Genomic DNA, 25,066 nt, shown 5'->3' on the forward strand with positions numbered 1-25,066 from the left:
ACGAGCGGCCCAAGGACTGTTCGTTAGCGCACCGCGCTGTTCACCGTCGTTAATGCTCAAGTTTTTGGCTCACTACGGCGGTGACGCCATCGGCGCGCATGGTGACGCCATAGAGCGCGTCGGCAATGCTCATCGTGCGCTGCTGGTGCGTGATGATGATGAGCTGGGCGCGCTCGCGCAACTGGTTGAAGGCGTTGATCAGGCGCGTCAGGTTCACATCGTCCAACGCGGCTTCCACCTCGTCCATCACATAGAACGGGCTGGGGCGCGCGGTGAAGATGGCGAACAGCAGGGCCAGCGCGGTCAACGAGCGTTCGCCGCCCGACAATAGGCTCAACTGCTTGACGCGCTTGCCGGCGGGACTCGCCTCGACCAGCACGCCCGATGTGAGCAGATTGTCCGGGCTTTCCAGGCGCAAACGCCCTTTGCCACCCGGGAACAGCGTCGCAAACATCTTCTCGAACGCCTCGGCGGTGTCGTCGAAGGCGGATTTGAACACCTCGACCATTGTGGAATCCAAGTCCTTGATGAGCTGCATCAAGTCGTCGCGCGACTTGGCCACATCGGCGCGCTGGTCGTTCAGATATTTGTTGCGCTCCTCAAGCGCATCGTATTCCTCCATGGCCAGCGGATTGACCTTGCCCAACGCGGCCAAATCGCGGCGCGCCTTGTCCAAGCGCTTCTGCTGTTCGGAGCGGTTGTAGGCGACGGTTTGGTATTGACCATCCGACTTGTCGTTACCTGACTTGTCGCCCTCCGACTCACCACCGTCCACCGGCACCGGATTGCCGCTGTCGTCGAGCACGGGCACGGGCTGATCCGGCCCATATTGCTCGACCAGCTCCTCAAGCGTTAGCCCCAGTTCGTCGCTGACTTTCTGCGTGAGTTGACCGTATTCGGTGGCCAGACGCTCACGGTTGACATCCAAGGCATGTTCACGTCCCGTCAGATCGGTGACCTTCGGCTCGATCCCGTTGCGCTGGGTGCGCAGAGCCTTCAACTCCTCGTCGTGGCTGGAAGCGGCTTCCTGCAATTCCTCGCGTTTGGAAATCACTTCGCCGATGGCGCGTTCCACCAATGAGGCGACTTCGCGGGCATCGGCGGCCACGCCCTGCATATGTTCGGCTTGGGCGCTGCGCTTTTCGTTCAACGCTTCGATGCGGGCGCGGCGCTCGGTGGCTTCCTTGGCGTTGGCGCGCAACAGCGAAGCCTGGCGGGTGAGCGATTCCGTTTTGCGGCTGGCCTCGGTCCAGGCGATTTTCGTGGCCGTTTCCTGATCGCGGGCCATGCCCAATGCGGCTTCCAAGGCTTGTTCGCGCTTGACGAGTTCCTCGGCATCGACCTGCCCGTTTTCCGCGTTCTGCGCGGCGCTCAGCGAGGCTTGCAAATCGTCGAGTTTCGTGCGGTGCGACTGCGCCTCTTCGCCGGCCTTCGCGATTTTCTCTTCCAACTGGGTGATCTGCCGTTGAAAGTTCGCCACGCGATCTTTGGCGGATCGCAATGATTTGGCGGCCTGTTCGGCCTTGAGCTTCACCTCGGTGCGTTTCGTCGTCTCGGCATCGAGCGTGCGCGAGGCCTCGTCGCGCGCCGCCGTCGCCTGTTCGACCTTGGCGGCCAAATCGTCGGCTTGCACAGACAGCTCCTTGACCTGCTTCAATGCCTTGTCACGCCGCGCGGCCAGCGACAGGTCGCTTTGCGACAGCGACGAACCGCCGACTGCGGCCACACCGGCGACGAACACCTCGCCGTCGCGGGTGACGGCGCGCTGCGCGCTCGACCCGCGCTCGACCAGCTTCTGCGCCTCCTCGGGCGTGTCAACGGCGGCCACGTCGGCAAGCAATGCGCGCACGGCGTTGACGATGGCTTCGGCTTGTGCGGCGTCGGCGGCGTCCGGGTTGGCGGTGACGAGATCCGACGCCGGCGACCACCCCCGGTCAGTCTCACGACTGACAGCCCCCGCTTGTGCGGTAATCACCACGGCCTTGCCCAGCTTGTCGTTTTTGGCGCGCTCCAACGCATGAAGCATATTGCCGGCTTCGGGCACGATAATGGCGCTGGCGAACTGGTCGAGCGCGTGCGCCACGGCCTCCTCCCAGCCTTCGGCCACATGAATGAAGTCGGTGAGCCGCCCCAGCGCCCCCACGGCTTCGTCGACTTCCAGCGAACCGGAGGCGTTGCGGCTTTCCAGAGTGTCACTCAACGCATCCGCCTTGGCCTGCAAGGAGATGATTTTCGATTGCGCTTCGCGTTGCCTGTCCAACGCCTCGTTCAACGCCTCGCGGCACTCCGCCAGTTCGGCTTGGGCCTGTTCAAGAGCCGAATCGTCCTGATTGCCCGCCTCCTCGGTTTCGGCTTCCAACTGCTCGCACTGCGATTCGGCTTCAACGCATTGCTTGCGCAATCCCTCACGTTGCGAGGTGAAATCCTTGGCTCGGGTCTCGGCCAACTGCACAGCCGATTCCTCTCGCGCAATCAGTTCGCGCAACTTGGCGATCCGCGCGTCGCGCTCCTGCGCGGTTTTCCGCAACTCAGTCAGGGTCTGACGCACCGAAGCGAGCTGTTTCTCATTGTCGGCGCGCTCCTCGGTGGCCTTGTCGAGAGCCAAACGCGCATCATTGACCGCGCCGGCCTGGACCTTAGCCTGTTCTTCCAGTTCGTCGGCACGCTTGTGCAATATCCCTGCGTCCTCGCCCATATTGGTCACGATCTGACCCGACAGCGAACGCGCGCGTTCCTCGGCAATGGAACCCAAAGAACTGAGCCGTTCCTGAATCTGCGAGAGCGAATGCCAAGTCTGATTGACCTGTTCGATGGCGGGGCTGGATTGGTGGCTCAGCGCCTCCACCTGCTCGATGCGCACCTTGACCTGCGCCAGCTCACGTTGTGCCTCATTGAGCGCGCCGCGCACCTCGGTCAGTTCGCCGCGCACCAAGGAACGGCGCTCCATCGCCTTGAGAGCATCTTCGGCATACAAGCGCGATTGGGCGTCACGCAGCGACACCTGAATCGACTGCGCACGCCGCGAAATACGCGCCTGACGCCCCAACGGCCCCAACTGGCGGTGAATCTCCCCCAGCAAATCATCCAAGCGGCTTAAGTTCGCCTCAGTGTTGGCGAGCTTGCGCAACGCGCGCTCCTTGCGCTTACGGTGCTTCAGGATGCCCGCCGCCTCTTCGATGAACGCGCGATGCCCAGACGGGTCGGCGCGCAATATGGCATCCAGCCGCCCCTGCCCGACGATCACGTGCATCTGCTGGCCCAAGCCGGTGTCGCTCAACAGCTCCTGGATGTCGAGCAGACGACATGCCGAGCCGTTGATGGCATATTCGGAGCCGCCGTTGCGGAAGATGGTGCGCGAAATAGTGACTTCCGTGTAGTCGATGTTGAGTGTGTGGTCGGAATTGTCGATGGTCAGGCTCACTTGGGCGCGACCCAGCGGCGGGCGCGACGAGGTACCCGCGAAGATGACGTCCTCCATCGAGGTACCGCGCAGGTTCTTCGCCCCCTGCTCGCCCATCACCCAAGTCAGGGCGTCCACAATGTTGGACTTACCCGAGCCGTTCGGCCCCACCACCGCGGTGATGCCCGGCTCGAAGCGCAGCGTCGTCGCCGAAGCGAACGACTTGAAGCCGCGCAAGGTGAGTTCCTTCAGATACATCGACGTTCCTTTAGCCCTATTTAGCCCTATTTAGCCCTATTGTCTAGTCCTGTGCTGTCTGTTCGGCAGATTGTTCGGCGAATTGTTCCGCGGATTCGTCGCCATCGTCCGGCTCCACGACTGCCTGATGGATGCTCATAGCCTTCTTCATCACCGGGCTGGCGTGTTCCTTGAGCATGGTGCGCGCGTCCCCGGCGGTGACGAAACTGCCACAGATCAGCACGCCATGGCCATATCCCACGCCCAGCTCGTCGTGAGCGTCCACCAAGTTGACGGCTTGCTGGATGGCGTCGGGAAGATTCGGCTCCTTGATGACACGATCGCGCCCGAACACACTTACGGCGATCTGTTCAAGCCGATCGGCCGGCATCACGCGCTCTCGCCATGAGTTCTCGGTCACCACCACCTGGCTCAATATCGGCTCGAGCACGCCCAGATATTCTTCGACCTGCTTGTCCTCCATCATGGCCACCACGCCGACGAGCTGCTCGAAATGGTAGTTTTCCTCCAGCGCGGCACGCAACGATTCGGCGGCACCCACGTTGTGCCCGCCATCGATGATGATGGTGGGCGAAGTGCGAATCTGCTCGATGCGCCCGGCAATCTTCACGCCCGACAGCGCCTCGGCCACAAGATCGCCATCAAGCGAGCCGGAAACGGGAATCACCGCTTCGCAGGCGGCGAGCGCGGCAAGCGCGTTGTGCGCCTGATGCTCGCCGAATTGGGCGACGGGCACATCGGCGTAAGTGCCGAGCGGCGTGGCGAGGGTGACGACCTGTCCGCCGACCGCCGGCATGCGGCTCATCACTTGCATTTCGCGGCCGTCGCGCACCAGCGTGGCGTGGCTGCGTTCCCCGGTCGCCTCGATAATCGGCATCACGGCTTCGGCGTGCGGCTGGGGGCCAATGATGGCGGTGCAGCCGGGCTTGATGATGCCCGCTTTCTCCTCGGCGATTTGCTCGACGGCCTCGCCCAGCCATTTCATATGGTCCATATCGACCGGCCCGATAACGGCGGCATCGGCGTTGAGCACATTAGTGGCATCCCACGCCCCGCCCATGCCGACCTCGACCACGGCCACATCCACCGGCGCGTCGGCGAACTTCCAAATCGCCATCGAGGTGAGTACCTCGAAGAAACTCATGCGAGGCTTGCCCAATTCCCCCATCTTGGCATCCACCAAGGCAACGAGGTCCTTAATCTGATCCCATGCGTCGATGAAATCGTCGTCGGAAAGCTCCTGCCCATCGATGGCGATGCGCTCGTTGACCTTTTCCAGATGCGGCGAAGTGTACAGCCCTGTGCGCAATCCGTAGGCGCGGCAGATCGCCTCGGCCATGCGCGCGGTGGAACCCTTGCCGTTGGTGCCAGTCACATGAATGACGCGAAACGATTCCTCGGGGTGGCCCAGCAGGTCGAGCATGAGGCTCATCCTGTCAAGATCGAGGTTGGTGGTGTTATGCTCCGGCGGGCGGCTCATGATGTCCAGTTCCACGTCGCGGATGGTTTCACCGTTCCTGTTCGGATGCTCGAATGACATGCTTGCCTCTCTGATTGCTTAAACCTCCCTTATTCTAGCGAGCCGCCGCGATTGAGAGGCGCAGGGCAGGTTGTGACTAGGATGTGGGGAGGCACAACTTGAAATAACTGAGATAACGATGTGCGAAGGAGTTATGAGATGAGCGAAGTGGTTACCGACAGGGACAAGGAGTACGAGGTCCGCGAGCAGGAGAGCGCGCCTGATGCGGATCAGGCGATGGACGAGCGTGTGAACAACCGTTCGTTGCGCCCGCGTTCGGAGGCGTTCAAGGAGTTCATGCGCTCCGGTTGGGCCGACGACGACCCCGATATCGCACCGCTTGAGGCCTCGAAGTTCACCCCCGCCCGCCTTGAGGCGCTGGGCAGGGCATTCGTGGGCGAACGTCTGGTCATCCCCGCCGGCCAGCCCAAGGTGCGCAGCAACGATTGCGACTACATGTTCCGCCCCGACACCACGTTCGCCTACTACACCGGCCTCGGCACGGACTATGAGGCGGGCGCCGTGCTGGTGTTGAACCCGCTCGACCCAAACGGCCCCGAAGCGAAGGCCGGCAAAACGCACATGCCGGAACTGTTCGTGGCCCCTCGCGCCGATAACTCCACCACCGATTTCTTCACGAATCCCCATTACGGCGAGTATTGGGTGGGGCCGCGCGCCGGCCTGAGGGAGATGCAGGCAATGACCGGCATCGAAACCCACGACATCGCCCAACTCGCCGACGCGCTGTCCAAGGACGTGGGCACGCAGGCCGGCGCGGTGCGTGTGCGCGTTGTGCGCGAAACCGACCCGGAAATCACCGCGCTGGTGGAAAACGTGCGCAAGGCCAACGGTTTGGGCGACCCCGACGGCAACGCCGCCGACGACGACAAACTACACGAGTTCGCCGCGGAAGCCCGTTTGACCAAAGACGCTTATGAAATCGGTGAGATGCGCAAGACCATCACCGCCACCAAGGCCGGGTTCGATCGTTTGCTCTCCGCGTTGCCCGACGCGTTGGACAAGCCGCGCAGCGAGCGCATTCTGGAAGGCGCGTTCAATTCGGTTTCGCGCGAACTGGGCAACGCCGTGGGCTACGACTCCATCATCGCCTCCGGCCCGCACGCCCCGATTCTGCATTGGATGCGCAACACCGGCTGTGTCAAGTCGGGCGACCTGCTGCTGGTGGATGCCGGCGTAGAAGTCGATTCGCTCTATACGGCGGATATCACCCGCACCTTCCCGACGAACGGCAAGTTCACCGACTTGCAGAAGCGTCTCTATCAGGCTGTGCTCGACTCCCAGCAGGCCGGTTTTGAGGCCGCGAAGGTGGGTGCCACCTATTGCGATATCCATCACGCCTGCATGCGCGTAATCGCCGAGCGCTTGCACGACTGGGGATTGCTGCCGGTGAGCGTCGAGGAAGCTCTTTCCCCCGAAGGTCAGCAGCACCGCCGTTGGCTCGCCTGTGGCGTGGCGCATCATTTGGGGCTTGATGTGCACGACTGCGCGCAGGCTCGCTTCGAGGCGTATCAGGGCGCGCCAATTCGCCCTGGCATGATCTTCACCATCGAACCCGGCTTGTATTTCCGCGAGGACGACATGCTCATTCCGCCCGAGTTCCGCGGCATCGGCATTCGCATCGAGGACGACGTGCTGATGGGCGAGAACGGCCCGGAATGGCTAAGCGCTAGTATCCCGAAGGAAATCGACGCCGTCGAGGCCTGGATGGCTGAACACGCCCAAGCCTAACTCGGAACAAACCTGAGTCAAAGAACGAATACGAGCGAAGGGTGTCGGGGTTGTTATCGTTGACGTAAAGACTTGGCCCAAGCGGCCCGGAGCGGTGTCAATGATAACAACCCCGACACTCTTCGCGGACAGTCCAAGTACTCGATGTAAACACATCAATGGAGGAACCATGCCAACGCCTGAATTTGTGTTGAAACTGCGTGAAAAGATCGGTCACGATCTGCTGTGGCTGCATGGCGTGACCGCCTTGGTGAGGAACGAGCGCGGCCAGATTCTGCTGGGCCGCCGCTCCGACAACGGCAAATGGGCACTGATCTGCGGCATCAACGAGCCGGGCGAGCAACCGGCCGACACGGTGATGCGCGAGGTCAAGGAGGAGACCGGCGTCGATGTCGTCGTCACCGACTTGGTGTCCGTCACCTCCGACGCGCGCGTCATCACCTATGCCAACGGCGACAACACGCAGTATATGGATCACTCGTTCCTGTGCGAGCTGAAGCCCGGTGGCAACACCGAACCGTTCGTCGGCGACGAGGAGAGCCTTGAGGTCGGCTGGTTCGACTGGGATGACCTGCCCGAGCCGCTGGCGGCAAGCACCGTCGAGCGGCTCGCACTGTTCCGGCGATATCTGGACAACAAGGCCAACGGTGACGCGCACGCCCTGTTCCGCTTCGACGGCGAACAGCGCTGATTCACCCGCCATTTCAGACAAACCCGTCCCGTTTATTGTCATTTCGAGCGAAGCGAACGCAAGTGAGCGAAGTCGAGAAATCTTAATGGAAACGCTCTTACCTTAATAACAAAAAGATTTCTCCACTCGCTCCGCTCGGTCGAAATGACAAGGGACGGGCCTCGGTCGAAATGACAGGGAACGGAACACCTCAGTCGAAATAGTAGGGTGATATTCGGCTTTCGAGTTATTTCAACGCGCGCCCGGCGCACCAGACATGTTCCACCGTCCAATCCGCCGGGTCGATCAGGTTGAAATCCGCGGCGAAGCCCTTGGCAATCAAGCCTATCGGCGCACCCGTCACCGCGTTGGGCTTGTCAAACCCGAACGCGCGGGCGGCAGTGAGCGTGGCCGCTTCGACGGCGGCGACGGGGCTGATGCCCAGCTCGTTGACCGCGCGGGCAACCGCAACCTCCAGCAGCAACGTGGAACCGGCAATCGCCCCGTTGGAGACGAGCCGGGCATGCCCGTCCACCACGTTGACGTCCAAAGCACCAAGCTTGTACGCCCCGTCCGGGCAGCCGGTGGCGGCCATCGCGTCGGTGACGAACGCCGTGCGGTGCGGCGCGAAGCCGAAACCGAGCCTGACCATCGGGTCTTGCACATGGAAGCCATCGTTGATCAGTTCGATGGTGACGTGCGGGTTCTCCACGGCGGCGGGAATCGGGCCGGGTTCGCGGTGGTGCAGGCCGTTCATCGCATTGAACATGTGTGTGAGAATGCCCGCTCCGGCGTCAAACCCGGCCTTGGCCATGCCATAATCGGCATCGCAGTGCCCTACGGCTGGCACCACACCCGCCGCCGCGAGGGTGCGAATCGCCTCGATGCCATGCGGCAGTTCAGGCGCGATGGTCACTTGGCGGATGCAACCGTCGGCCGCTTCGAGCATGGCCTCGACAATATGCGGCTCGGGATTGGTCAGGCACTCGGGGTCGTGCGCCCCTTTGCGGCCCACGGCGAGGAACGGCCCCTCCAGATGACAGCCAAGAATGTCAGGGCGCTCGTCCATCTTCGCACGCACGGTGCGAATGTTGGCGCACATCACGTCGAGAGGGTTGGTGATCAGTGACAGCACCTGGCGCGTGGTGCCATGCACGGCATGACCGGCACGCGCAACATCGATGCCATCGGCACCGTCATCGAAGCTCGCCCCCCACGCGCCGTGCGCATGGATGTCCACATATCCGGGAGTCAGGATACGCCCCCGCGCATCGATGGCCTCCCGCGCGTCGAGCCCGACCTGATCACAGGCCTGTGCGAACTCGCGTTGCCCCGTTCCCGTGGCGACGATCACGCCTTGGCCGCTGCTGACGACCCAGGAATCATCTCGCATTCCATCTGCGTCGATGACGCGCGCGTTCCCGATGGCAACCGGCCGCGCGGCACCTTCGAGGGCCGCCGTGACACGGGCCACGTCCTGTTCATGAACGTTCATGTACACATGCTCCTTGAATCAAGCGGCCCAATGTGACGACGGCCCTGCGAATCGAATGCATGGCTTAAGCCGCATCGATGCCGGGCCGGTCGTCACGTTCCGTTCGTCTCGTCAGATATGCTGCCACGCGGGCTTGTGGGCGTAGGCGTAACGGTAGTAATCCTTGTGGCGCAGGCGCGAAGCGGCCTCTTCGTCTATGATGATCGTGGCGTGGGGATGCAATTGCAGCGCCGAGGCCGGGCAGAACGCGCTGATGCCGCCCTCGACGGTTTCCGCGATGGCCTCGGCCTTGCCTGCGCCGAACGCCAACAGCACCAGATGACGCGCCTTCATGATGGTGCCGATGCCCTGCGTGATGCAATGCGTCGGCACTTGATTGACGTCGTTGTCGAAGAAACGGGCGTTGTCGGCGCGGGTCTGTTCGGCCAGAGTTTTGACACGAGTGCCGGACGCCAGCGAGGAACCCGGCTCGTTGAAGCCGACGTGCCCATCGGTGCCGATGCCAAGAATCTGGACGTCGATGCCGCCCGCCGCTTCTATCGCCGCGTCATAGGCAGCCCCCGCACCGGCGACCTTCGCGCCGTCTTCCAAGGACGCGCCGTCAAGCGCGTCGCCCGGCACGTGCACCTTCGCCGGGTCAAGACCCAACGGCTCGACCACCGTGCGGAAGATGGTGCTGTGGTAGGACTCGGGGTGGCTCAGCGGCAAGCCAATGTACTCGTCCAGCGCAAACCCCTGCACTTGGCTCATGTCAATGCCCTCATCGTGCACGATGCCCGCGAGCGCCTGATAGGCGGCCAGCGGACTCGACCCAGTGGCCAAGCCCAGCACCGCATTCGGCTTGGTCTTAATCAGATTGGCGACCGAATGGCCGTAAATCGCGCCCGCTTCCTGCTCATCCTTGACGATGATGATCTCTGACATAATTATGTTTCCTTTCTGATTACACAACGCTGTGTGTAAGTGTTATTCATCAAGCGCCAGCGCGGCACCGATGGCCCCGAGGGGCTGATCCGTCGAAGCCAAACGTAATCTCGAGGGGATGTCAATAGTGGACAGGAAATGACAACCCTCTTGCCTTCGTTGCAACTCCCGCGTGACGAGTTCCAAGAACGGCCGGCCTGTTTTACACATGCCACCGCCGAGAATCAGCACGCGCGGGTCATACGCTTGGGTCACCAACTGCACGGCGTCGCCGATACCGTAAGTGACCATATTGAGTATACGCGTCGCCGCTACGTCACCTTGGGAAGCTTTCGCCAAAAGATTCGGCATGGACGGCCCGTCACAAGGCCACAAGCGCGCCACGGCGCCCCCGGAGGCAATGGTTTCCAGGCAGCCGCGCTGTCCGCAGGGGCACAGAAAGCGGTTGGGATCGACGGGCACATGGCCGATTTCCCCCAACGCGCCACGGTAGCCTCTCTCCAGCTTTCCCGCGCACACAACCCCCGCTGCCAGGCCTGTACCGAAATTGAGAAACACCACGGTGTCGTGAGCACCGACATCACCGGCGTCCACCGTCTTCGCGCCGAGCGCGGCCGCGTTCACGTCGTTCTCCACATGGGTGGGCACGCCAAGGCGTGCCGTCACTTCAGGTCCCAATGCCAGCTCGGTGATGTTCAGATTGGCGATGGCTCTCACCACACCGTTGACGTTGTCGACTTGCCCGGGCGTGCCGATGCCGACCGGCACCGGCGTGGCGCAGAGCGTTTTCGCCATGCGAACGACGTCATTAATGAGATTATCCGAGCCAGCTCTGGCCGGAACCATGCTAGTGTCCAGCACCGTGCCGGCGGCGTCAATCAATACGCCGGCGATTTTCGTGCCCCCCACATCGATGCCGATGCGGTATGGGCGATTCGTGGTTGTCATGGCCTCTCCTTGCCCAATCCGAGCCCCTGCAAAAAGACTCGGTATCTTCCTTTGCGCGCAACACCGCAACGTTTCCAAGCATACACGTCCGGCGACACGCCGGGTGCCCCACCTATTGATTAACTGAGTTAATATCTTAATCAGGTTCATATTCAATGGCGAATGGCAAGGAGGTGTCGATATGACCACTGCAACCGACACCGCAGCGACGCAGGCCAGTGTCGCGGAAGCCAACCGCTCACGCATTCTGCGCCACCTCTACCACCACGGCATCAGCTCGCGCGCGCAGATCGCCAAGGCGGTTGGGCTGACCCCGGCAGCCATCACCAAAATCACCGCTCAGCTCATCGAAATCGGCCTGATCGACGAAACCGGCGATATCGAAGGTGCCAAGAACCGCCGTTCCATCGGGCTGAAGCTCGACGCATCACGCTTCCATATCATCGGCGTCAAGTTCGCGCGTTCGCTGGTGCAGATCGGCATATTCGATCTCGCCGGCCAAACGATCAAGCTGGACACCCTGCCCAACGTCTACGAACACACCATCGACGAAACCATAGCCTCCATCCACAAGCGCATCAAGACGATGCTTAGCAAAGACGGCTCCATCGTCGCCATCGGCATGGCCGTCCCCGGCCCGTATCTGCGCAACGCGGGGCACACCGCCGTCGTCTCCTCCATGCAGGGCTGGCGCAGAATCAACTTCATCGAGGAGTTCACCCACGCCTTCCGCGTGCCCGTGTTCATCGAACAGGACGCCCGCGCCGGCGCGCTCGCCAACTATCTACTCTTCCCCGGCAACCGGACCGACAACCTCGCCTATTACCTCATCGGCGAAGGCGTGGGGTTGGGTGTCATCGACAATGGACGCATCATCAACGGCGCACTCGGCGTCGCCAGTGAAATCGGGCATGTCTCCATCGACGTGAACGGCCGGGCTTGCGACTGCGGCAACGTGGGATGCCTCGAACGCTATTGTTCCGCCCCGGCCATCCATGCCATGCTCGTTGAAGAAGGCACGCTTGTCCCCGACGCGGCCGGCATGGAGCACGCCGAAGCCTGCCGCCGCCTGTTCCTGCTGGCCCAGGAAGGCAACGCGCAAGCCCGCGCCATGGTGCGCACCATCGGGCGGTACGTCGGCTACGGCTGCCTCATCATCTTCAACACCTTCAACCCCGAACGCATCGTCATCGGAGACATCGTCTCCGAAGCGGGCCAGGCCCTGCTCGACGAAATCGAACGTGTGGTCGAGCAGCGTGCCATCGGCGCAATCGCCGAAACCACCACCATCACGCTGTCCACCATGCCCACCGACGCCACCGTGCTCGGCGCGGCGGCGGTGGCGACAACCCAATTCCTCGACCACCCCTCGCAATTCTTTCCTCTGAAATAACCATACGGATACAACATCCCCCACTGAAAGGAACACATAAAATGAGCAAGCCAATCGTTCTTTCACTCGGCGAACTGCTCTGGGACATGCTGCCAAGCGGCAAACGCGCGGGCGGTGCCCCGGTGAACTTCGCCTATCACGCCATGAAGAACGGCGCCGAAGGCTATTCCATCAGCGCGGTCGGCGAGGACGAACTCGGCGACGAGCTGCTGGCGGAAACCGCCAAGGCCGGCATTCATGCCGTCATTCAGCGCAACGCCTGGCCCACCTCCACCGTCGAGGTCGAGCTGCGCGGGGGCATTCCCGAATACACCATCATCAAGGGCGTGGCGTGGGATCACATTCTCTACACCCGCGAACTCATCAACATCGTCGAGCAGGCGGACGCGATCTGCTACGGCACCCTGGCCCTGCGCTCGCCCGAATCGCACGCCACCATCACCGAGCTGCTCAAGCACGCCAAGCCGGGCGCGATGAAGTTCTTCGACATCAACCTGCGCGGCGACCACTATTCCAAGGAACTCATCCAGGAACTGCTCGAACATGCCACCGTGTTCAAGATCAACGACGAAGAGTTGCTGTTGCTACGCGACATGTTCGGCATCCGCGGCACCTCCGGCGAGGACGCCTGCCGCTGGTTCCTCGATCAATACAACCTGGATTACATCATCCTGACCGCCGGCGCCGCCTATTCGACCATCATCTCCAAGAAGGGCGAGACCTCGACCGTGGACACCGCGCGCGTCGAAGTGGTGGACACCGTGGGAGCCGGCGACTCCTTCTCCGGCACGTTCACCGCGCACATCCTGCTCGGCGATTCGCTGGTCGAAGCGCACCGCAAGGCCGTGAACACCTCCGCCTATGTGTGCACGCAGAACGGCGCGTGGCCCGAATACCCGGACGAGATCCCCGACTACCTCGCCGCCGCCGGCAGGTAGCCAAAACGCCGAGTTATATTCCGAGGGCGGCGGTGTCGAAAGTGAGAGTGACGGGGCCATCGTTGACGAGGCCGACGCGCATGTGAGCGCCGAAACGCCCCTCACGCACGACAACGCCGCCCGAACGCAACGCCTCGTTAAACTTGATCCAGACGAGATTCGCATGTTCGGGCTTGCCGGCGTTGACAAAGCTGGGGCGATTGCCTTTCTTGACGTCGGCAAACAGCGTGAACTGCGAAATCGAGAGAATCTCGCCGCCGATGTCCTGAATCGAACGGTTCATCTTGCTTTGTTCATCCTCGAACACCCTCAGGTTCAGAATCTTGTGCGCCAGCCAAGCGATCTGTTCATCGCCGTCCTCGTCCCCGACACCAACCAGCAGCATGAAGCCCGGGCCTACTTGCTGCGGCTCAAATGTGGGGTCGAGCGTACCCAGTTCGTTGATGACATCGACGCTGGCTTGGCTGACACGCTGCAATACGATTTTCATGGCTCCACTGTACCGCACCCCGCAAGCGCTTCCAGCGAGTATTCAGCATCCATTCGGGCAACATTGCAAAGTTCACCGCGAGCGTCCCAGAAAGCAACAAGAGCGCATACAGGCACGAGACGCATGATGGGTTCTGGCGCGGCAAGGCACCCGGCCAGCCGCTTAATATAATTCAAGGAAACTCCCCCATGTTCGTGTTGAAGAACGCTTGGCGGTCTGTCGTGCGCAACCTTGGCCGCAACATTCTTATCGCCATCATCGTCGCCGTTATCGCGGCGGCCGCCACCATCGGACTGGCCATCCGTAACTCGGCCGAAACCGCACGCCGCGACGGCCTGAACTCCACCACCGTCACCGCCACCATCGGCCTGGACCGAGACAAGGTGATGCAGCAGGCGCAACAAGGCACCTCGTCCGGTAGCAACGACAAGCCAGATGTCGATTCCATGCGTGAGGCGCTCAACCAAGACGCATTGACGGTCAGCGAATATGACAAGTACGCCAAAGCCTCCAGCGTGCCGGTGACGACGTATTACACCGAAACCACGTCGGTGAACGCCACCGACAACTTCCAGCCGGTCGAATCCTCCAGCTCGGCCAGCACCGATTCCTCCACCCAGTCGGGCAATTCCGATTCCTCCGGCTCGACCGGCAACGCTCCGGGCGGGCAACCTGGCGGTGAAGGCGGCGAAAACGGCTCCGGCGGCGGCCCCGGCGGCATGGATTCCGGCGATTTCTCGCTCGTCGGCTTCTCCTCCGACACGGCGGTGGCCAACGCCGCCAACGGCACGTTCACCATGTCCTCAGGCGAGGTGTTCGATTACGAATCGGACGGCAAGGCGATTATTTCCCAGGCGCTGGCGCAATTCAACGGACTGAACGTCGGCGACACGATCGAAGTGGCGGATCTGTCGGGAAGCGACACCACATACCAACTCACCATCGTCGGCATCTACAAGAACACTTCGTCGTCCGACGCGAACGCGCGCGGCCCGAAGTCAGGCACCTCCTCCGATGCGGACAATGCGATCTACACCTCGGTCAACACGTTGAAGAAGCTGGGGCTGGCAGTTGACGAAAGCTCATCAAGCGATAGCTCCAGCTCCTCCAGCTCCTCCGCCACCTCCGCTTCGCGCACGCAACTGAGCTACTCCTATGTGCTTGCCAGCAAGTCCGATTACGACACGTTCACGACGGACCTGAAGAAAGCCGGCCTGGACGATAACTACACCGTCTCATCCGCCGATGTGGAGAATTACGAAACCAGCCTCATTCCCTTGGACAATCTGGCCAAATTCGCGTTGACGCTGCTCATCATCGTGCTGGCGGTGGGCGCGGCGGTGCTCATCGTCATCAACCTGTTCAACGTGCGTGAACGCAAATACGAGATCGGCGTGCTCACGGCCATTGGCATCACCAAGGTCAAGGTGGTGGCGCAGTTCGTCACCGAGCTGCTCATCGTCACCATGATCGGCATTGCGCTGGGCGTGGCGGGCGGTGCCGTGGCATCGGTGCCAGTGTCCAATCAGCTGCTCGCCCAGCAGGTCGCCAGCCAGCAGTCGCAGCAGTCGGACCGTCAGGCGCAGTTCGGGCGCAACGCGGACATGCCCGACGCCCCGGGGGCTTCCGGCTCGAACGAAAACAGCTCTTCCGCTTCCTCCTCCGACAAGCCCTCCACCGATGGCAAGCCGGGCAACGACGACCAGCGTGGCTTTGGCAAGGCCGCGAATTATGTCAGCGAGATCAACGCCACGGTGAGCTTCAAGGTGATCGGGGAACTCATAGCAATCGGATTAGCGCTTACGCTGATCTCCGCACTGGTCGGCGTGATTGCCATCGTGCGCTACGAACCGTTGCAGATTCTGGCCGACCGCTCCTGAAAGGACATGACATGACTACCGACCAAACAAACGAAACCACCCCCATCCTCGCGCTCGATCATGTCACCTACTCCTACACGAAAGGCGGCAAGAAGGTCGTCAACGACCTGAGCCGCGACTTCCGGCCGGGCAGCCTCACCGCCATCACCGGGCCTTCCGGGGCGGGCAAGACCACTGTGCTTTCGCTGCTGTCGGGCCTGACCTGCCCGAGTGAAGGCCGGGTGCTCTATGACGGCAAGGATCTGGCGACGTTGAACCGATACCGTTTCCGCAGCCATGACATCGGCGTGATCTTCCAGAGTTTCAATCTGCTGCCCTCGCTGACGGTGGCGGAGAACATCATCCTGTCGATGGAAGCTTCGGGGCGCAAGTTCGACCGCCCTAAACGCGAGGTGGTCGCCGATCTGCTGCGCAAGGTGAGGCTGCCGATCGAATACGCGAACGAGCGCATATTGCACCTGTCGGGCGGCGAACAGCAACGCGTGGCCATAGCCCGGGCGCTGAGCTATGAGCCGCGGATCGTGCTGGCGGACGAACCGACCGGCAATCTCGACATGGCCACCCAAGACGACATCATGGCGATTTTCCGTTCGTTGGCGCACGAAGAAGGCAAATGCGTGATCATCGTCACGCACAGCCCGGCCGTCGCCCAGCAGTCAGACGATCTCTTCGAGCTCAAGCCCCTGCGCCGGAGCTGACGCAACCCAGCCGGATAGAGAATAGTGACTTGGGGGTTAGCCGATGCGAAGAGCGTAAGGCCGACGCTCTTCGCACGTCAGGCGGCAGGCAAGCAGTTGGCGCCAAACAGAATCTTGATTTCGGCGAACAGGCTGGTGTCCCGCTTGACGCGGAAGCGATCGCCGAAAGTCATCACCTGGGCGTTGCCCTTGTCGTCCATAAGGGCGAGCTTGACCTCGCAATAGCCCGGATGGTTGGTGAGCACCTGACCGAGCTGCATCATGTTGCGCCGATCGAGCGCGCCTTGCGGCAACGTGATGATCACCGGCCGTTCGTCCACCGATTCCAGCGTCGGCACTTGCATTTCGGTGGCTCTCAGGCTCACGGTTTCGTCGCGCAGGTCGACCTGCCCACGAATCTGCACCACCTGATCGACGGCAAGTTCGGCGGCCGCGGCCTCATACACCTTGCCGAAGAACATGCACTGGATGGAGCTTTCCAAATCCTCGACGGTGACGATGGCCCAGGCGTTGCCCCGCTTCGACACGCGCCTGTCCACGCCGGTGACCAGCCCGGCGATGGTGACCTGCTGGCCCTCGCCCATCGTCTTCGCACGGTCGATCAGGTGCGCGATGGACATCTCGCGCAATCCGGCCAGCACAGCCGTCATGCCGGACAGCGGATGGTCGGAGACATACAGGCCAAGCATTTCACGCTCGAAATTGAGCTTGGTTTTCTTGTCCCATTCCTCCATGTCGGGCACGCTGACCTGGGCGTCGCCCATGTCCCCGCCGTCATCCGCGTCGGCGAACAGGTCGAATTGGCCTTCCGCCTCCTTGCGCTTCAAACCCACCACCGAGTCGATGGCCGTTTCGTGAATCTGGTACAGGGCGCGGCGGTTCGGGTCGATGGAGTCGAACGCGCCGGCCTTGATCAGCGATTCCACCAAGCGCTTGTTCAACGCGGTCAGCGGCACGCGACGTATGAAATCCATGAAGTTGACGAATTTGCCATGCTCGCCCTCGCGCTCGGCGATGATATCGGCCACGGCCTTGTCGCCCACGTTGCGGATGGCGCCGAGGCCGAAGCGCACGACGTCGCCGACGGCCGAATAGGCGTAGACGGACTCGTTGACGTCCGGGGAAAGCACCTGGATGCCCATGCGGCGCGCCTCGCCCAAATACAGGGCCGTCTTGTCCTTGTTGTCTTTGGTGCCCTGCAACAGGGCGGCCATGAACTCGACTGGGTAGTGGGTCTTGAGATACGCCGTCCAATAGGAGATCAGGCCGTAGGCGGCGGAATGCGCCTTGTTGAAGGCGTAACCGGAGAACGGCACCAGCACGTCCCACACGGCTTGGGCGGCCTCTTCGGAATAACCGTGCTCCTTCATGCCCTCGAAGAACGGAATCTTCTCCTTGGCCAGCACCTCGGGCTTCTTCTTGCCCATGGCTCGGCGCAGCACGTCGGCCTTGCCCAGCGAATAGCCGGCGAGAATACGCGCGGCCGACTGCACCTGCTCCTGATAGACGATCAGGCCGTAGGTCTCGTCGAGCACCTGCTTCAACGGCTCGGCGAGCTCGGGGTGGATCGGCTCGATTTTCTGCAAGCCGTTCTTGCGCTTGGCGTAGTTGTTGTGCGAGTCCATATCCATCGGGCCCGGACGATACAGCGCGATCAGAGCGGAAATATCGTTGAAGTTATCGGGTTTGAGCGACTTGAGCAGCGAGCGCATGCCGTCGGAATCGAGCTGGAAGACGCCCAGCGTGTCGCCGCGCGCCAGCAGCTGGTAGGTTTCCTTGTCGTCCAGCGGGATCTTGGTGTAATCCACCGCTTCCTTGCCGTTGGCCACGATGTTCTTCAACGTGTCCTGGATGACCGTCAAGTTGGACAGGCCAAGGAAATCCATCTTGACCAAGCCGAGCGTTTCGCAGGTGTGGTATTCAAAGGTGGTGGTGACGGTGCCGTCCACGCGCTCCAGCAGCGGCGAAGTGTCGGTGATGGGCTCGCTACCCATGATGGTGGCGCAGGCGTGCACACCGGTCTGGCGAATCAGGCCCTCGATGGTTTTCGCCTTATCGATGATCTGGTGCGCGTCACGGTCGGCGTCATACAGTTCGCGGAATTCGCGCGCTTCGGCGAAGCGGCCGGACGTGGGGTCGAAGATCTCCTTGAGGCTGGCATCCTTGCCGTTCTTGCTGGGAGGAAGCGCCTTGGTGACCCGCTCGCCCATCGAGAACTCATATCCCATGATGCGGGCGGAATCCTTCAGGGCCTGCTTGGTTTTGATGACACCGTAGATCACACATTGGGCGACCTTGTCGCGGCCATATTTTTCGCCGCAATAGTCGATGACGTTGAGGCGGCCGTCCGGATCGAAGTCGACGTCGATATCGGGCAGGGAGACACGCTCGGGGTTCAGGAACCTCTCGAAAATCAGGCCGTGCTTCAGGGGGTCGAGTTCGGTGATGCCCATCGCATAGGCGACCATCGAGCCTGCCGCCGAACCTCGGCCCGGGCCCACCATGATGTCGTGATCCTTGGCCCATTGGATGTAGTCGGCCACCACGAGGAAGTATCCGCAGAACTGCATCTGGCAGATCACGCCGCATTCATAGTCGGCCTGTTTGGACACCTCTTCGGGCACATTGCCGTCGTAGCGGCGCTCCAGGCCCTCCTCGACCTTCTTCAGGAACAGGGAGGCCTCGTCCCAGCCCTCAGGGCAGGGGAACTGCGGCATGAACGCGCCGTCCTCGTGGTCGTCGAACATGATGTTGCACCGTTCGGCGATTTCAATCGTGTTGTCGCACGCGCCGGGGAATTCCTTGAACAGTTCGCGCATTTCGGCGGCGGGCTTCAGGTAATAGCCGGTGCCGTCGAACTTGAAACGGTCGGGGTCGTCCAAGTGCGAACCGGAGTTGATGCACAACATGGCGTCCTGCGCTTCGGCGTCCTCGGCGCGCACATAATGGGAGTCGTTCGTGGCCAGGAGGGGCGCATTCAGCTTCTTGGCGATTTCCAGCAAGCCGGGCACGTTGCGGTTTTCGATGTTCAGGCCGTGATCCATGATTTCGATGAAGAAATTGCTTTTGCCGTAGATGTCCTGCAATTCGCCGGCGGCACGCAACGCCTCGTCGAATTGCCCCAGGGCAAGTCTGGTCTGAATAATGCCGGAGGGGCAACCGGAACCGCAAATCACGCCTTTGGAATAGGTGGACAGCACCTCTTTGTCCATACGCGGATAGCGTTGCACGCGGCCTTCCAAGTTGGCCACCGAGCTGGCTTTCAGCAGGTTCATCAGGCCTTCGTCGTTTTCGGCCCACAAGGTTAGGTGGGTGATCAGGCCGCCGCCCGACACGTCGTCGCGGCGCTGCGCCTCGGTGCCCCAATGCACGCGGGATTTGTCTTGGCGGGCGGTTTCGGGCGTCACATACGCCTCGATGCCGATGATCGGCTTGACGCCGGCCTTCACGCAACTGGTGTACATCTCATAAGCGCCGTGCATGTTGCCATGGTCGGTGATGCCAACGGCCGGCATGCCCAGTTCGACGGCGTGCTTCGCAAGATCAGGAATCTTCGAGGCACCGTCCAGCAAGGAGTAGTGCGTGTGGTTGTGCAGATGGACGAAGTTTCCCGAGTCAGCCATACGTTCCAATGTACCCCATCCCGTGTTCCAAGCGCACTCCCCCACCACCGGCGCAATAACGGCATGCCCTGCCCCAACAATCGCATGTATTCAAACAAAACCGGCGAATCATGCTTTGAGAGCGAAACGCCAAAACGACGGCGCGAAAACTTCGGCTACCGAGCGGTGTGGCGGGAACGCATCGTTTCCAGCGCATGAGTCAAATCGGACGGATAGGAGCTGGTCACCGTGGTCCACACATGTGTGCGCGGGTGGCGGAACTCAAGCCGCATGGCATGCAGCCATTGGCGTTCCAACCCCAGTTCGGCGGCAAGCACCGGGTTCGCGCCGTACATGTGATCGCCCGCCAAAGGGTGCCCTATCGACGAGAAATGCACGCGAATCTGGTGGGTGCGCCCGGTTTCCAAGTTCACCTTGACCAGTGTGGCCTCACTGCCGAACCGTTCCATTACATCCCAATGGGTGATGGCCGGCTTGCCGGACGGCGTGACGCAGAATCGGAAATCGGCGACCTTGGCTCGGCCGATCGGCGCATCGATGGTGGCTTTGTCTTCACGCAAACCGCCCTGCACCAGGGCATGATAGGTTTTCACCACCTCGTGCTCGGCGAACTGGCGGCGCATCTGCACGTAGCCGAGCTCGGACTTGCATACGAGCATCAGGCCGGAAGTGCCCACGTCCAAGCGGGAGACGACGCCCTGGCGGCCGGGAGCGCCATACGAGGTGATATGCACTCCGCGTTGCTTGAGCGAGCCCACCACCGTGGGGCCGGTCCAACCGACGGAAGGGTGGGCGGCGACGCCGATCGGCTTGTCGACCACCACCACGTCGTCGTCCTCATAGACAACGGCCATGTCGTTGGCCGGAGGTTCGGGAATTTGGCGTTCTTCAACGAGGTCGATTTCGACCGTCTCCCCCGCCTGAAGCACGGCGGATTTGGCCACTTCCCGGCCAATCACGCGCACCTGCCCGCTGTCAATCAGACTGGCCGCCTTGGAACGCGACACTCCCAGCATTTTGGCAACGGCCACGTCGAAACGCGAGCCAATCAAACCTTCGGGTGCGGGCACAAGTCGGCTCATGCCCGTTCGCCTTTGTGTTCGTCATCGCTTTTGCGCTCAAACGGCACATTGAACGCCAGCATCAGCACGATGGCCACGCCAACGATGACCAGATAGATGTCCGCGATATTGCCCACGGACCAGCCATAATCGATGAAATCGACGACCTTGCCATCAAGAAAACCGTCCGCATAAGCCACGCGATCAACCAGATTGCCGAGCGCGCCGGCGAATGCAAAGGCCAAAGTGAGCACCCAGGCATACGAGGTGGTGCGTAAAGCCAGCACGACCAACCCCACGCAGACCGCCATGGCCAACAGGGAAAACACCCAAGTGAACCCGGAGCCGAAACCGAGGGAAGCGCCGGGATTGCGCACCAGCGTGAAGGAAAGCTCTCCCTCGATCACCGTCAGACTGCGGCCGTCGGACAGCGCCGACAAAGCCCACTGTTTGGACAGCTGGTCAATCAACAACGCCACCGCCGCCACGCATACGAAGACGGCCACGCGCCAGCGTAGCCGTCCTGTCGTATTGTTGCCGTTCACTGAGCAGGCTGCTCGGTCTTGTCGTAGTTGTTCGTATCGGACACCTGGCTCATCAACTGGCCGAGGAACTCGGTGAGACGGGCGCGATACTCGGTCTCGAACTGCTTGAGACCCTGGATGTTGCCCTCGACGACCTTGGACTGGGTGGCCAAGTTGACGCGCACCTGCTGGGCGTACTCATCGGCGGCGGAACGGGTCTGCTGATCGTATTCGGCGGAACGACGCTGCACTTCGGCCTCGTACTGGTCGGCCTCGGTATGCTTGCCGTTCATATAGGTATCGGCGTCCTGACGGGTCTTCGCGGAATACGAATCGGCCTCGGAACGGGTCTGCTGCAGATAGGCATCCGCCTGCTGGCGCACCTGCTGGCTGTAGTTGTCGGCTTCGGTGTGCGTATGGTTGGAGTATTCCTCCGCCTTGGCAACGAGTTCGTCGTAGGCGCGCTGGGCCTGATCCTTGAGTTCGGTGGCCGTCGCCTTGCCCTTGTCGACGTACTGATCGTGCAGTTGCATGGCCAGCGTGAGCATCGCCGTGGCGCGCTCGGGTTCGGTGCTGGCGGCAGCGGCGGCACCCGCGATCTTCTGCAGGGAACCGGTCTCGGTGTTCGGCTCGACCTTGGAAAGCTGTTCGCGCAGCTGCTCTTCGCGCTGCTTGGCTTCCTGCAGCTGACGGGAAAGATCCTCGCCTTGGGCACGAAGCTGGTCGCGTTCCTGCTGAATGGCGGCGATCTGCTGAGCCACTGCCTCCTGATTGCCCGAAGCCTGAGCCGCCTGGGCGGTGAGTTGATCGATCTGGGCGTTCAGATGATCGACCTGCCCCTTGAGCTGCTCGTTCTGGGCAGTCAACCCGCGGTTCGATTCCTCCGCCTCGCTCAGCTTCGCCATAACGGCCTTGTCGCCATCGGCGGCCAGGGACTGGGCGTTCTTGAGGTTGCTGTTTTCGTTCTGCAACTGCTGGACCTGCGCGGTGAGATCCGAAATCTTGCCGTTCAGCTCCGCGACATCCGGCCCCAAGGACTGAGTGGACTGCCCTCCTGCAACGGCCTGCTTGCTCAACGCCTCAATGGTTTCGGTGACTTGATCAAGAAACTCATCAACCTCGTCGGCGTTGTATCCCTCTTTGAAACGCACGAGCTGGAACTGATGTTCCCGAATGTCCTTCGGCGTCAACAAAACCATAACCAATACTCCTCACTTCGAGGCAGCCGCCTCTCTTAAGTGCATACCATGAAAGACCATACCACGACCCCCGCACCCACGCAGGGAACGGGGTTGTCATATAAGAACGCGGAGCACCACAAGGAGGAAATAGAGGACGATGAAACTCATATCGAGGGCGACGGCACCCATGCGAATGGGAGGTATATAGCGGCGCAACCAGCGAAGCGGGGGTTCCGTGACGCGATAGATCACGTCGATGATTTCTGCGAGCAAGCCGCGCGGATACCAGCGAGGGGACAGAACGGCCACCCAATCGAGGATCATCCTGGCGAAGAGCACGGCTATATAGGCGTCAATGATGGCATTGACGACACGCATCAGCAGATAGAACAGCATGACTTCACCGTATCAGGGGCGGATGGCATTTCGCCCGAGACGTAAAACGGGGCGAAAACGGCCATAGGGGAATCAGTCAGCGAACAGGTCGTGCGAAGAGCTCGCGGGAGCCACCTCTTCGACCTTGATGTTCACTTGGGAGGGGCTCAGCAGGAAGACGCGGGGGGTGACGCGCTCCATCGAACCGTGCACGCCGAAAACGACACCCGCGGAAAAGTCGACGATGCGATAGGCCACGGATTCGGAAACATCGGTCAGGTTCAGCACGACGGGCACGCCGTCGCGAATGGCGCGACCCACCATCTGCGCGTCCTCATAGGACTTCGGATGGATGGTGGTGATGCGGCTGAGCTTGCCGGGGAACGGGGTGGAGGTGCGGGACGAAGACGCCGAGGCCGTGGAAATCGGGGTGACGGTGTGGTCTGAATCGAACGAGCCTTCTTCCTCTTCGATGCTCTCATCGACGGTAAAATCGTCGTCCTCGGCCACATCGGACATGCCAAGATACGACATTGCGTTCTTCATAAACCCGGCCATGACAGGTTCCTTTCCTTAACGTTCCTCAAAAACCTACGATCCGCTCACCCTGATCAGCGCAGAAAATCGGGGATATCAAGATCATTCGTTGCATCGCCCGTGTCGCCGGACGGCAGATCCTCCAACGACTGGATGTTGTTTTCGCCGTTTGCTGGGGCGAAATTGAACGGCACCTGCCCGGTGGGAACGGCAGGCGTTTGCGGCGTTTGCGGTGCCACCGGGGTGTCTGGTTCCACTTTGCTTTCCTGATTCGAGGCCGATCCCATATTGGACTTGTTGGCATCGAAGCCCGCGGCAATGACGGTGACGCGCACCTCGTCGCCGTATGCGTCGTCCAACGCGAGACCCCAGATGATCTGGGCTTCGGGATGGATGGACTTGCGCACCAGCTCAACCGCCGCGGAAGCCTCCTGCAAGCCGATGTCGGTGGGGCCGGCGACATTGATCAGCGCGCCGTGGGCGCCTTCGATGCTCTCCTCCAACAGGGGGGAGGAAATGGCCAGCTCGGCCGCTTGGGTGGCGCGATCCTCGCCGCGAGCCGAACCGATGCCGAACAGTGCGGTGCCCGCCCCGCGCAGGATGGCCGTGACGTCGGAGAAATCGACGTGAATGTAGGAGTTGGAAGTAATCAGATCGGTGATGCCCTGCACGCCGGAAAGCAGCGCGCTATCGGCGGTCTTGAAGGCCTCCATGATCGTGATGGAACGGTCGGAAAGCTCAAGCAGACGGTCGTTGGGGATGACGATGAGCGCGTCGACTTCATCGCGCAGGTTGGTGATGCCAAGCTCGGCGGAAGCGGAACGCTGCGGCCCCTCGAACGTGAACGGGCGGGTGACCACCGCAATGGTGAGCGCACCCTGCTGGCGGGCCGCACGCGCGACAATCGGGCTTGCACCAGTGCCGGTGCCGCCGCCTTCACCGCAGGTGACGAACACCATGTCGGCGCCTTTAAGCGATTCTTCGATATCGGACTGATGATCCTGAGCGGCTTTCGCACCCTTCTCCGGGTCGGCGCCCGCGCCAAGACCGCGGCTGGAATTGTCGGAGAGCGAAATCTTGACATCCGCATCGGAGCGGAGCAGATCCTTCGCATCGGTGTTGATGGCCACAAACTCGACGTTCTGCAGACCTTCGGAAATCATGCGGTTGACGGCATTGCCGCCTGCACCACCGACGCCAACGACCTTGATATTGGTTTTGTCGTTCAACTCAGTCTGGGCGATTTCGCTCACGTTTGGCTCCTGTCATTCCACGGTCACGCATAACTGTAGCGCAGAACAGGCCGATATTGTGTGACATTTGTGCGCGTGTGCGCAGTTTATTTACCTAATCTCACCGATTTTCCGGCGGTTGGCCGAGCGTTGAATCATCACGCGGCGCAT

At 61.5% G+C, this 25,066-nt stretch carries 19 protein-coding genes; 6 read left to right on the forward strand and 13 right to left on the reverse strand.

Annotated elements, in window-relative coordinates:
- Positions 1-49 precede the first annotated feature (49 nt).
- Positions 50-3,658, reverse strand: coding sequence for a chromosome segregation protein SMC (smc, locus tag G1C94_RS00285; protein WP_172143619.1), 3,609 nt, complete (start codon positions 3,656-3,658; stop codon positions 50-52).
- A gap of 43 nt (positions 3,659-3,701) precedes the next feature.
- Positions 3,702-5,198 carry a bifunctional folylpolyglutamate synthase/dihydrofolate synthase gene (locus G1C94_RS00290; protein WP_172143621.1) on the reverse strand — a complete coding sequence of 499 codons (1,497 nt, stop codon included), beginning with the start codon at positions 5,196-5,198 and terminating at the stop codon, positions 3,702-3,704.
- Between the two features lie 138 nt (positions 5,199-5,336).
- Here G1C94_RS00290 and G1C94_RS00295 point away from each other — a divergent pair, with 138 nt between their 5' ends.
- Positions 5,337-6,926: an aminopeptidase P family protein gene (locus G1C94_RS00295; protein ID WP_172143623.1), complete on the forward strand. Its 1,590-nt coding sequence runs from the start codon at positions 5,337-5,339 to the stop codon at positions 6,924-6,926.
- A gap of 169 nt (positions 6,927-7,095) precedes the next feature.
- The gene (locus G1C94_RS00300; protein ID WP_172143625.1) at positions 7,096-7,617 is read left to right on the forward strand and encodes an NUDIX hydrolase; all 522 of its coding nucleotides are present in this window, start codon (positions 7,096-7,098) and stop codon (positions 7,615-7,617) included.
- A gap of 226 nt (positions 7,618-7,843) precedes the next feature.
- Here the strand turns inward: G1C94_RS00300 and nagA are convergent, their stop codons facing one another.
- The 3 genes from nagA to G1C94_RS00315 all read right to left on the reverse strand — a co-directional run bounded on the left by nagA (position 7,844) and on the right by G1C94_RS00315 (position 10,963).
- Positions 7,844-9,091 carry an N-acetylglucosamine-6-phosphate deacetylase gene (gene nagA, locus G1C94_RS00305; RefSeq protein WP_172143627.1) on the reverse strand — a complete coding sequence of 416 codons (1,248 nt, stop codon included), beginning with the start codon at positions 9,089-9,091 and terminating at the stop codon, positions 7,844-7,846.
- Between the two features lie 111 nt (positions 9,092-9,202).
- Positions 9,203-10,015: a glucosamine-6-phosphate deaminase gene (gene nagB, locus G1C94_RS00310; RefSeq protein ID WP_172143629.1), complete on the reverse strand. Its 813-nt coding sequence runs from the start codon at positions 10,013-10,015 to the stop codon at positions 9,203-9,205.
- Between the two features lie 42 nt (positions 10,016-10,057).
- The gene (locus G1C94_RS00315) at positions 10,058-10,963 is read right to left on the reverse strand and encodes an ROK family protein (protein ID WP_172143631.1); all 906 of its coding nucleotides are present in this window, start codon (positions 10,961-10,963) and stop codon (positions 10,058-10,060) included.
- 181 nt (positions 10,964-11,144) lie between these two features.
- Here G1C94_RS00315 and G1C94_RS00320 point away from each other — a divergent pair, with 181 nt between their 5' ends.
- Positions 11,145-12,356: an ROK family transcriptional regulator gene (locus G1C94_RS00320; RefSeq protein WP_172143633.1), complete on the forward strand. Its 1,212-nt coding sequence runs from the start codon at positions 11,145-11,147 to the stop codon at positions 12,354-12,356.
- Positions 12,357-12,397: 41 nt separating this feature from the next.
- Complete coding sequence (locus G1C94_RS00325; RefSeq protein ID WP_172143635.1) at positions 12,398-13,294, forward strand: carbohydrate kinase family protein; 897 nt, start codon at positions 12,398-12,400, stop codon at positions 13,292-13,294.
- A gap of 13 nt (positions 13,295-13,307) precedes the next feature.
- Here G1C94_RS00325 and dtd read toward each other — a convergent pair whose 3' ends face one another.
- Positions 13,308-13,784, reverse strand: coding sequence for a D-aminoacyl-tRNA deacylase (dtd, locus tag G1C94_RS00330; RefSeq protein ID WP_172143637.1), 477 nt, complete (start codon positions 13,782-13,784; stop codon positions 13,308-13,310).
- Positions 13,785-13,972: 188 nt separating this feature from the next.
- On the opposite strand from dtd, the gene G1C94_RS00335 reads away from it, so the two are divergent.
- Positions 13,973-15,664, forward strand: a complete 1,692-nt coding sequence (locus G1C94_RS00335) for an ABC transporter permease (RefSeq protein WP_172143639.1) — start codon at positions 13,973-13,975, stop codon at positions 15,662-15,664.
- A gap of 11 nt (positions 15,665-15,675) precedes the next feature.
- Positions 15,676-16,362, forward strand: coding sequence for an ABC transporter ATP-binding protein (locus tag G1C94_RS00340; protein WP_172143641.1), 687 nt, complete (start codon positions 15,676-15,678; stop codon positions 16,360-16,362).
- A 77-nt stretch (positions 16,363-16,439) separates the two neighbouring features.
- Here G1C94_RS00340 and dnaE read toward each other — a convergent pair whose 3' ends face one another.
- From dnaE to ftsZ, 7 genes are all read right to left on the reverse strand, one after another.
- Positions 16,440-19,985 carry a DNA polymerase III subunit alpha gene (gene dnaE, locus G1C94_RS00345; protein ID WP_172143643.1) on the reverse strand — a complete coding sequence of 1,182 codons (3,546 nt, stop codon included), beginning with the start codon at positions 19,983-19,985 and terminating at the stop codon, positions 16,440-16,442.
- A gap of 155 nt (positions 19,986-20,140) precedes the next feature.
- Positions 20,141-21,067: an RluA family pseudouridine synthase gene (locus G1C94_RS00350; protein WP_172143645.1), complete on the reverse strand. Its 927-nt coding sequence runs from the start codon at positions 21,065-21,067 to the stop codon at positions 20,141-20,143.
- Complete coding sequence (gene lspA, locus G1C94_RS00355; protein ID WP_172143647.1) at positions 21,064-21,591, reverse strand: signal peptidase II; 528 nt, start codon at positions 21,589-21,591, stop codon at positions 21,064-21,066. The genes G1C94_RS00350 and lspA overlap by 4 nt, the downstream gene beginning before the upstream one ends.
- A complete protein-coding gene (locus tag G1C94_RS00360; RefSeq protein ID WP_172143649.1) occupies positions 21,588-22,769 on the reverse strand; it encodes a DivIVA domain-containing protein in 1,182 nt (393 codons plus the stop codon). The genes lspA and G1C94_RS00360 overlap by 4 nt, the downstream gene beginning before the upstream one ends.
- Positions 22,770-22,865: 96 nt before the next feature.
- Complete coding sequence (locus G1C94_RS00365; protein ID WP_172143651.1) at positions 22,866-23,147, reverse strand: YggT family protein; 282 nt, start codon at positions 23,145-23,147, stop codon at positions 22,866-22,868.
- A gap of 72 nt (positions 23,148-23,219) precedes the next feature.
- Positions 23,220-23,684 (reverse strand): cell division protein SepF, encoded by a 465-nt coding sequence (locus G1C94_RS00370; RefSeq protein ID WP_172143653.1) that lies wholly within the window; start codon positions 23,682-23,684, stop codon positions 23,220-23,222.
- Positions 23,685-23,737: 53 nt separating this feature from the next.
- Positions 23,738-24,916, reverse strand: a complete 1,179-nt coding sequence (ftsZ, locus tag G1C94_RS00375) for a cell division protein FtsZ (RefSeq protein WP_172143655.1) — start codon at positions 24,914-24,916, stop codon at positions 23,738-23,740.
- Positions 24,917-25,066 lie beyond the last annotated feature (150 nt).

It is taken from the genome of Bifidobacterium panos (assembly GCF_012932445.1).
GTDB classification, from domain to species: Bacteria; Actinomycetota; Actinomycetes; order Actinomycetales; family Bifidobacteriaceae; genus Bifidobacterium; species Bifidobacterium panos.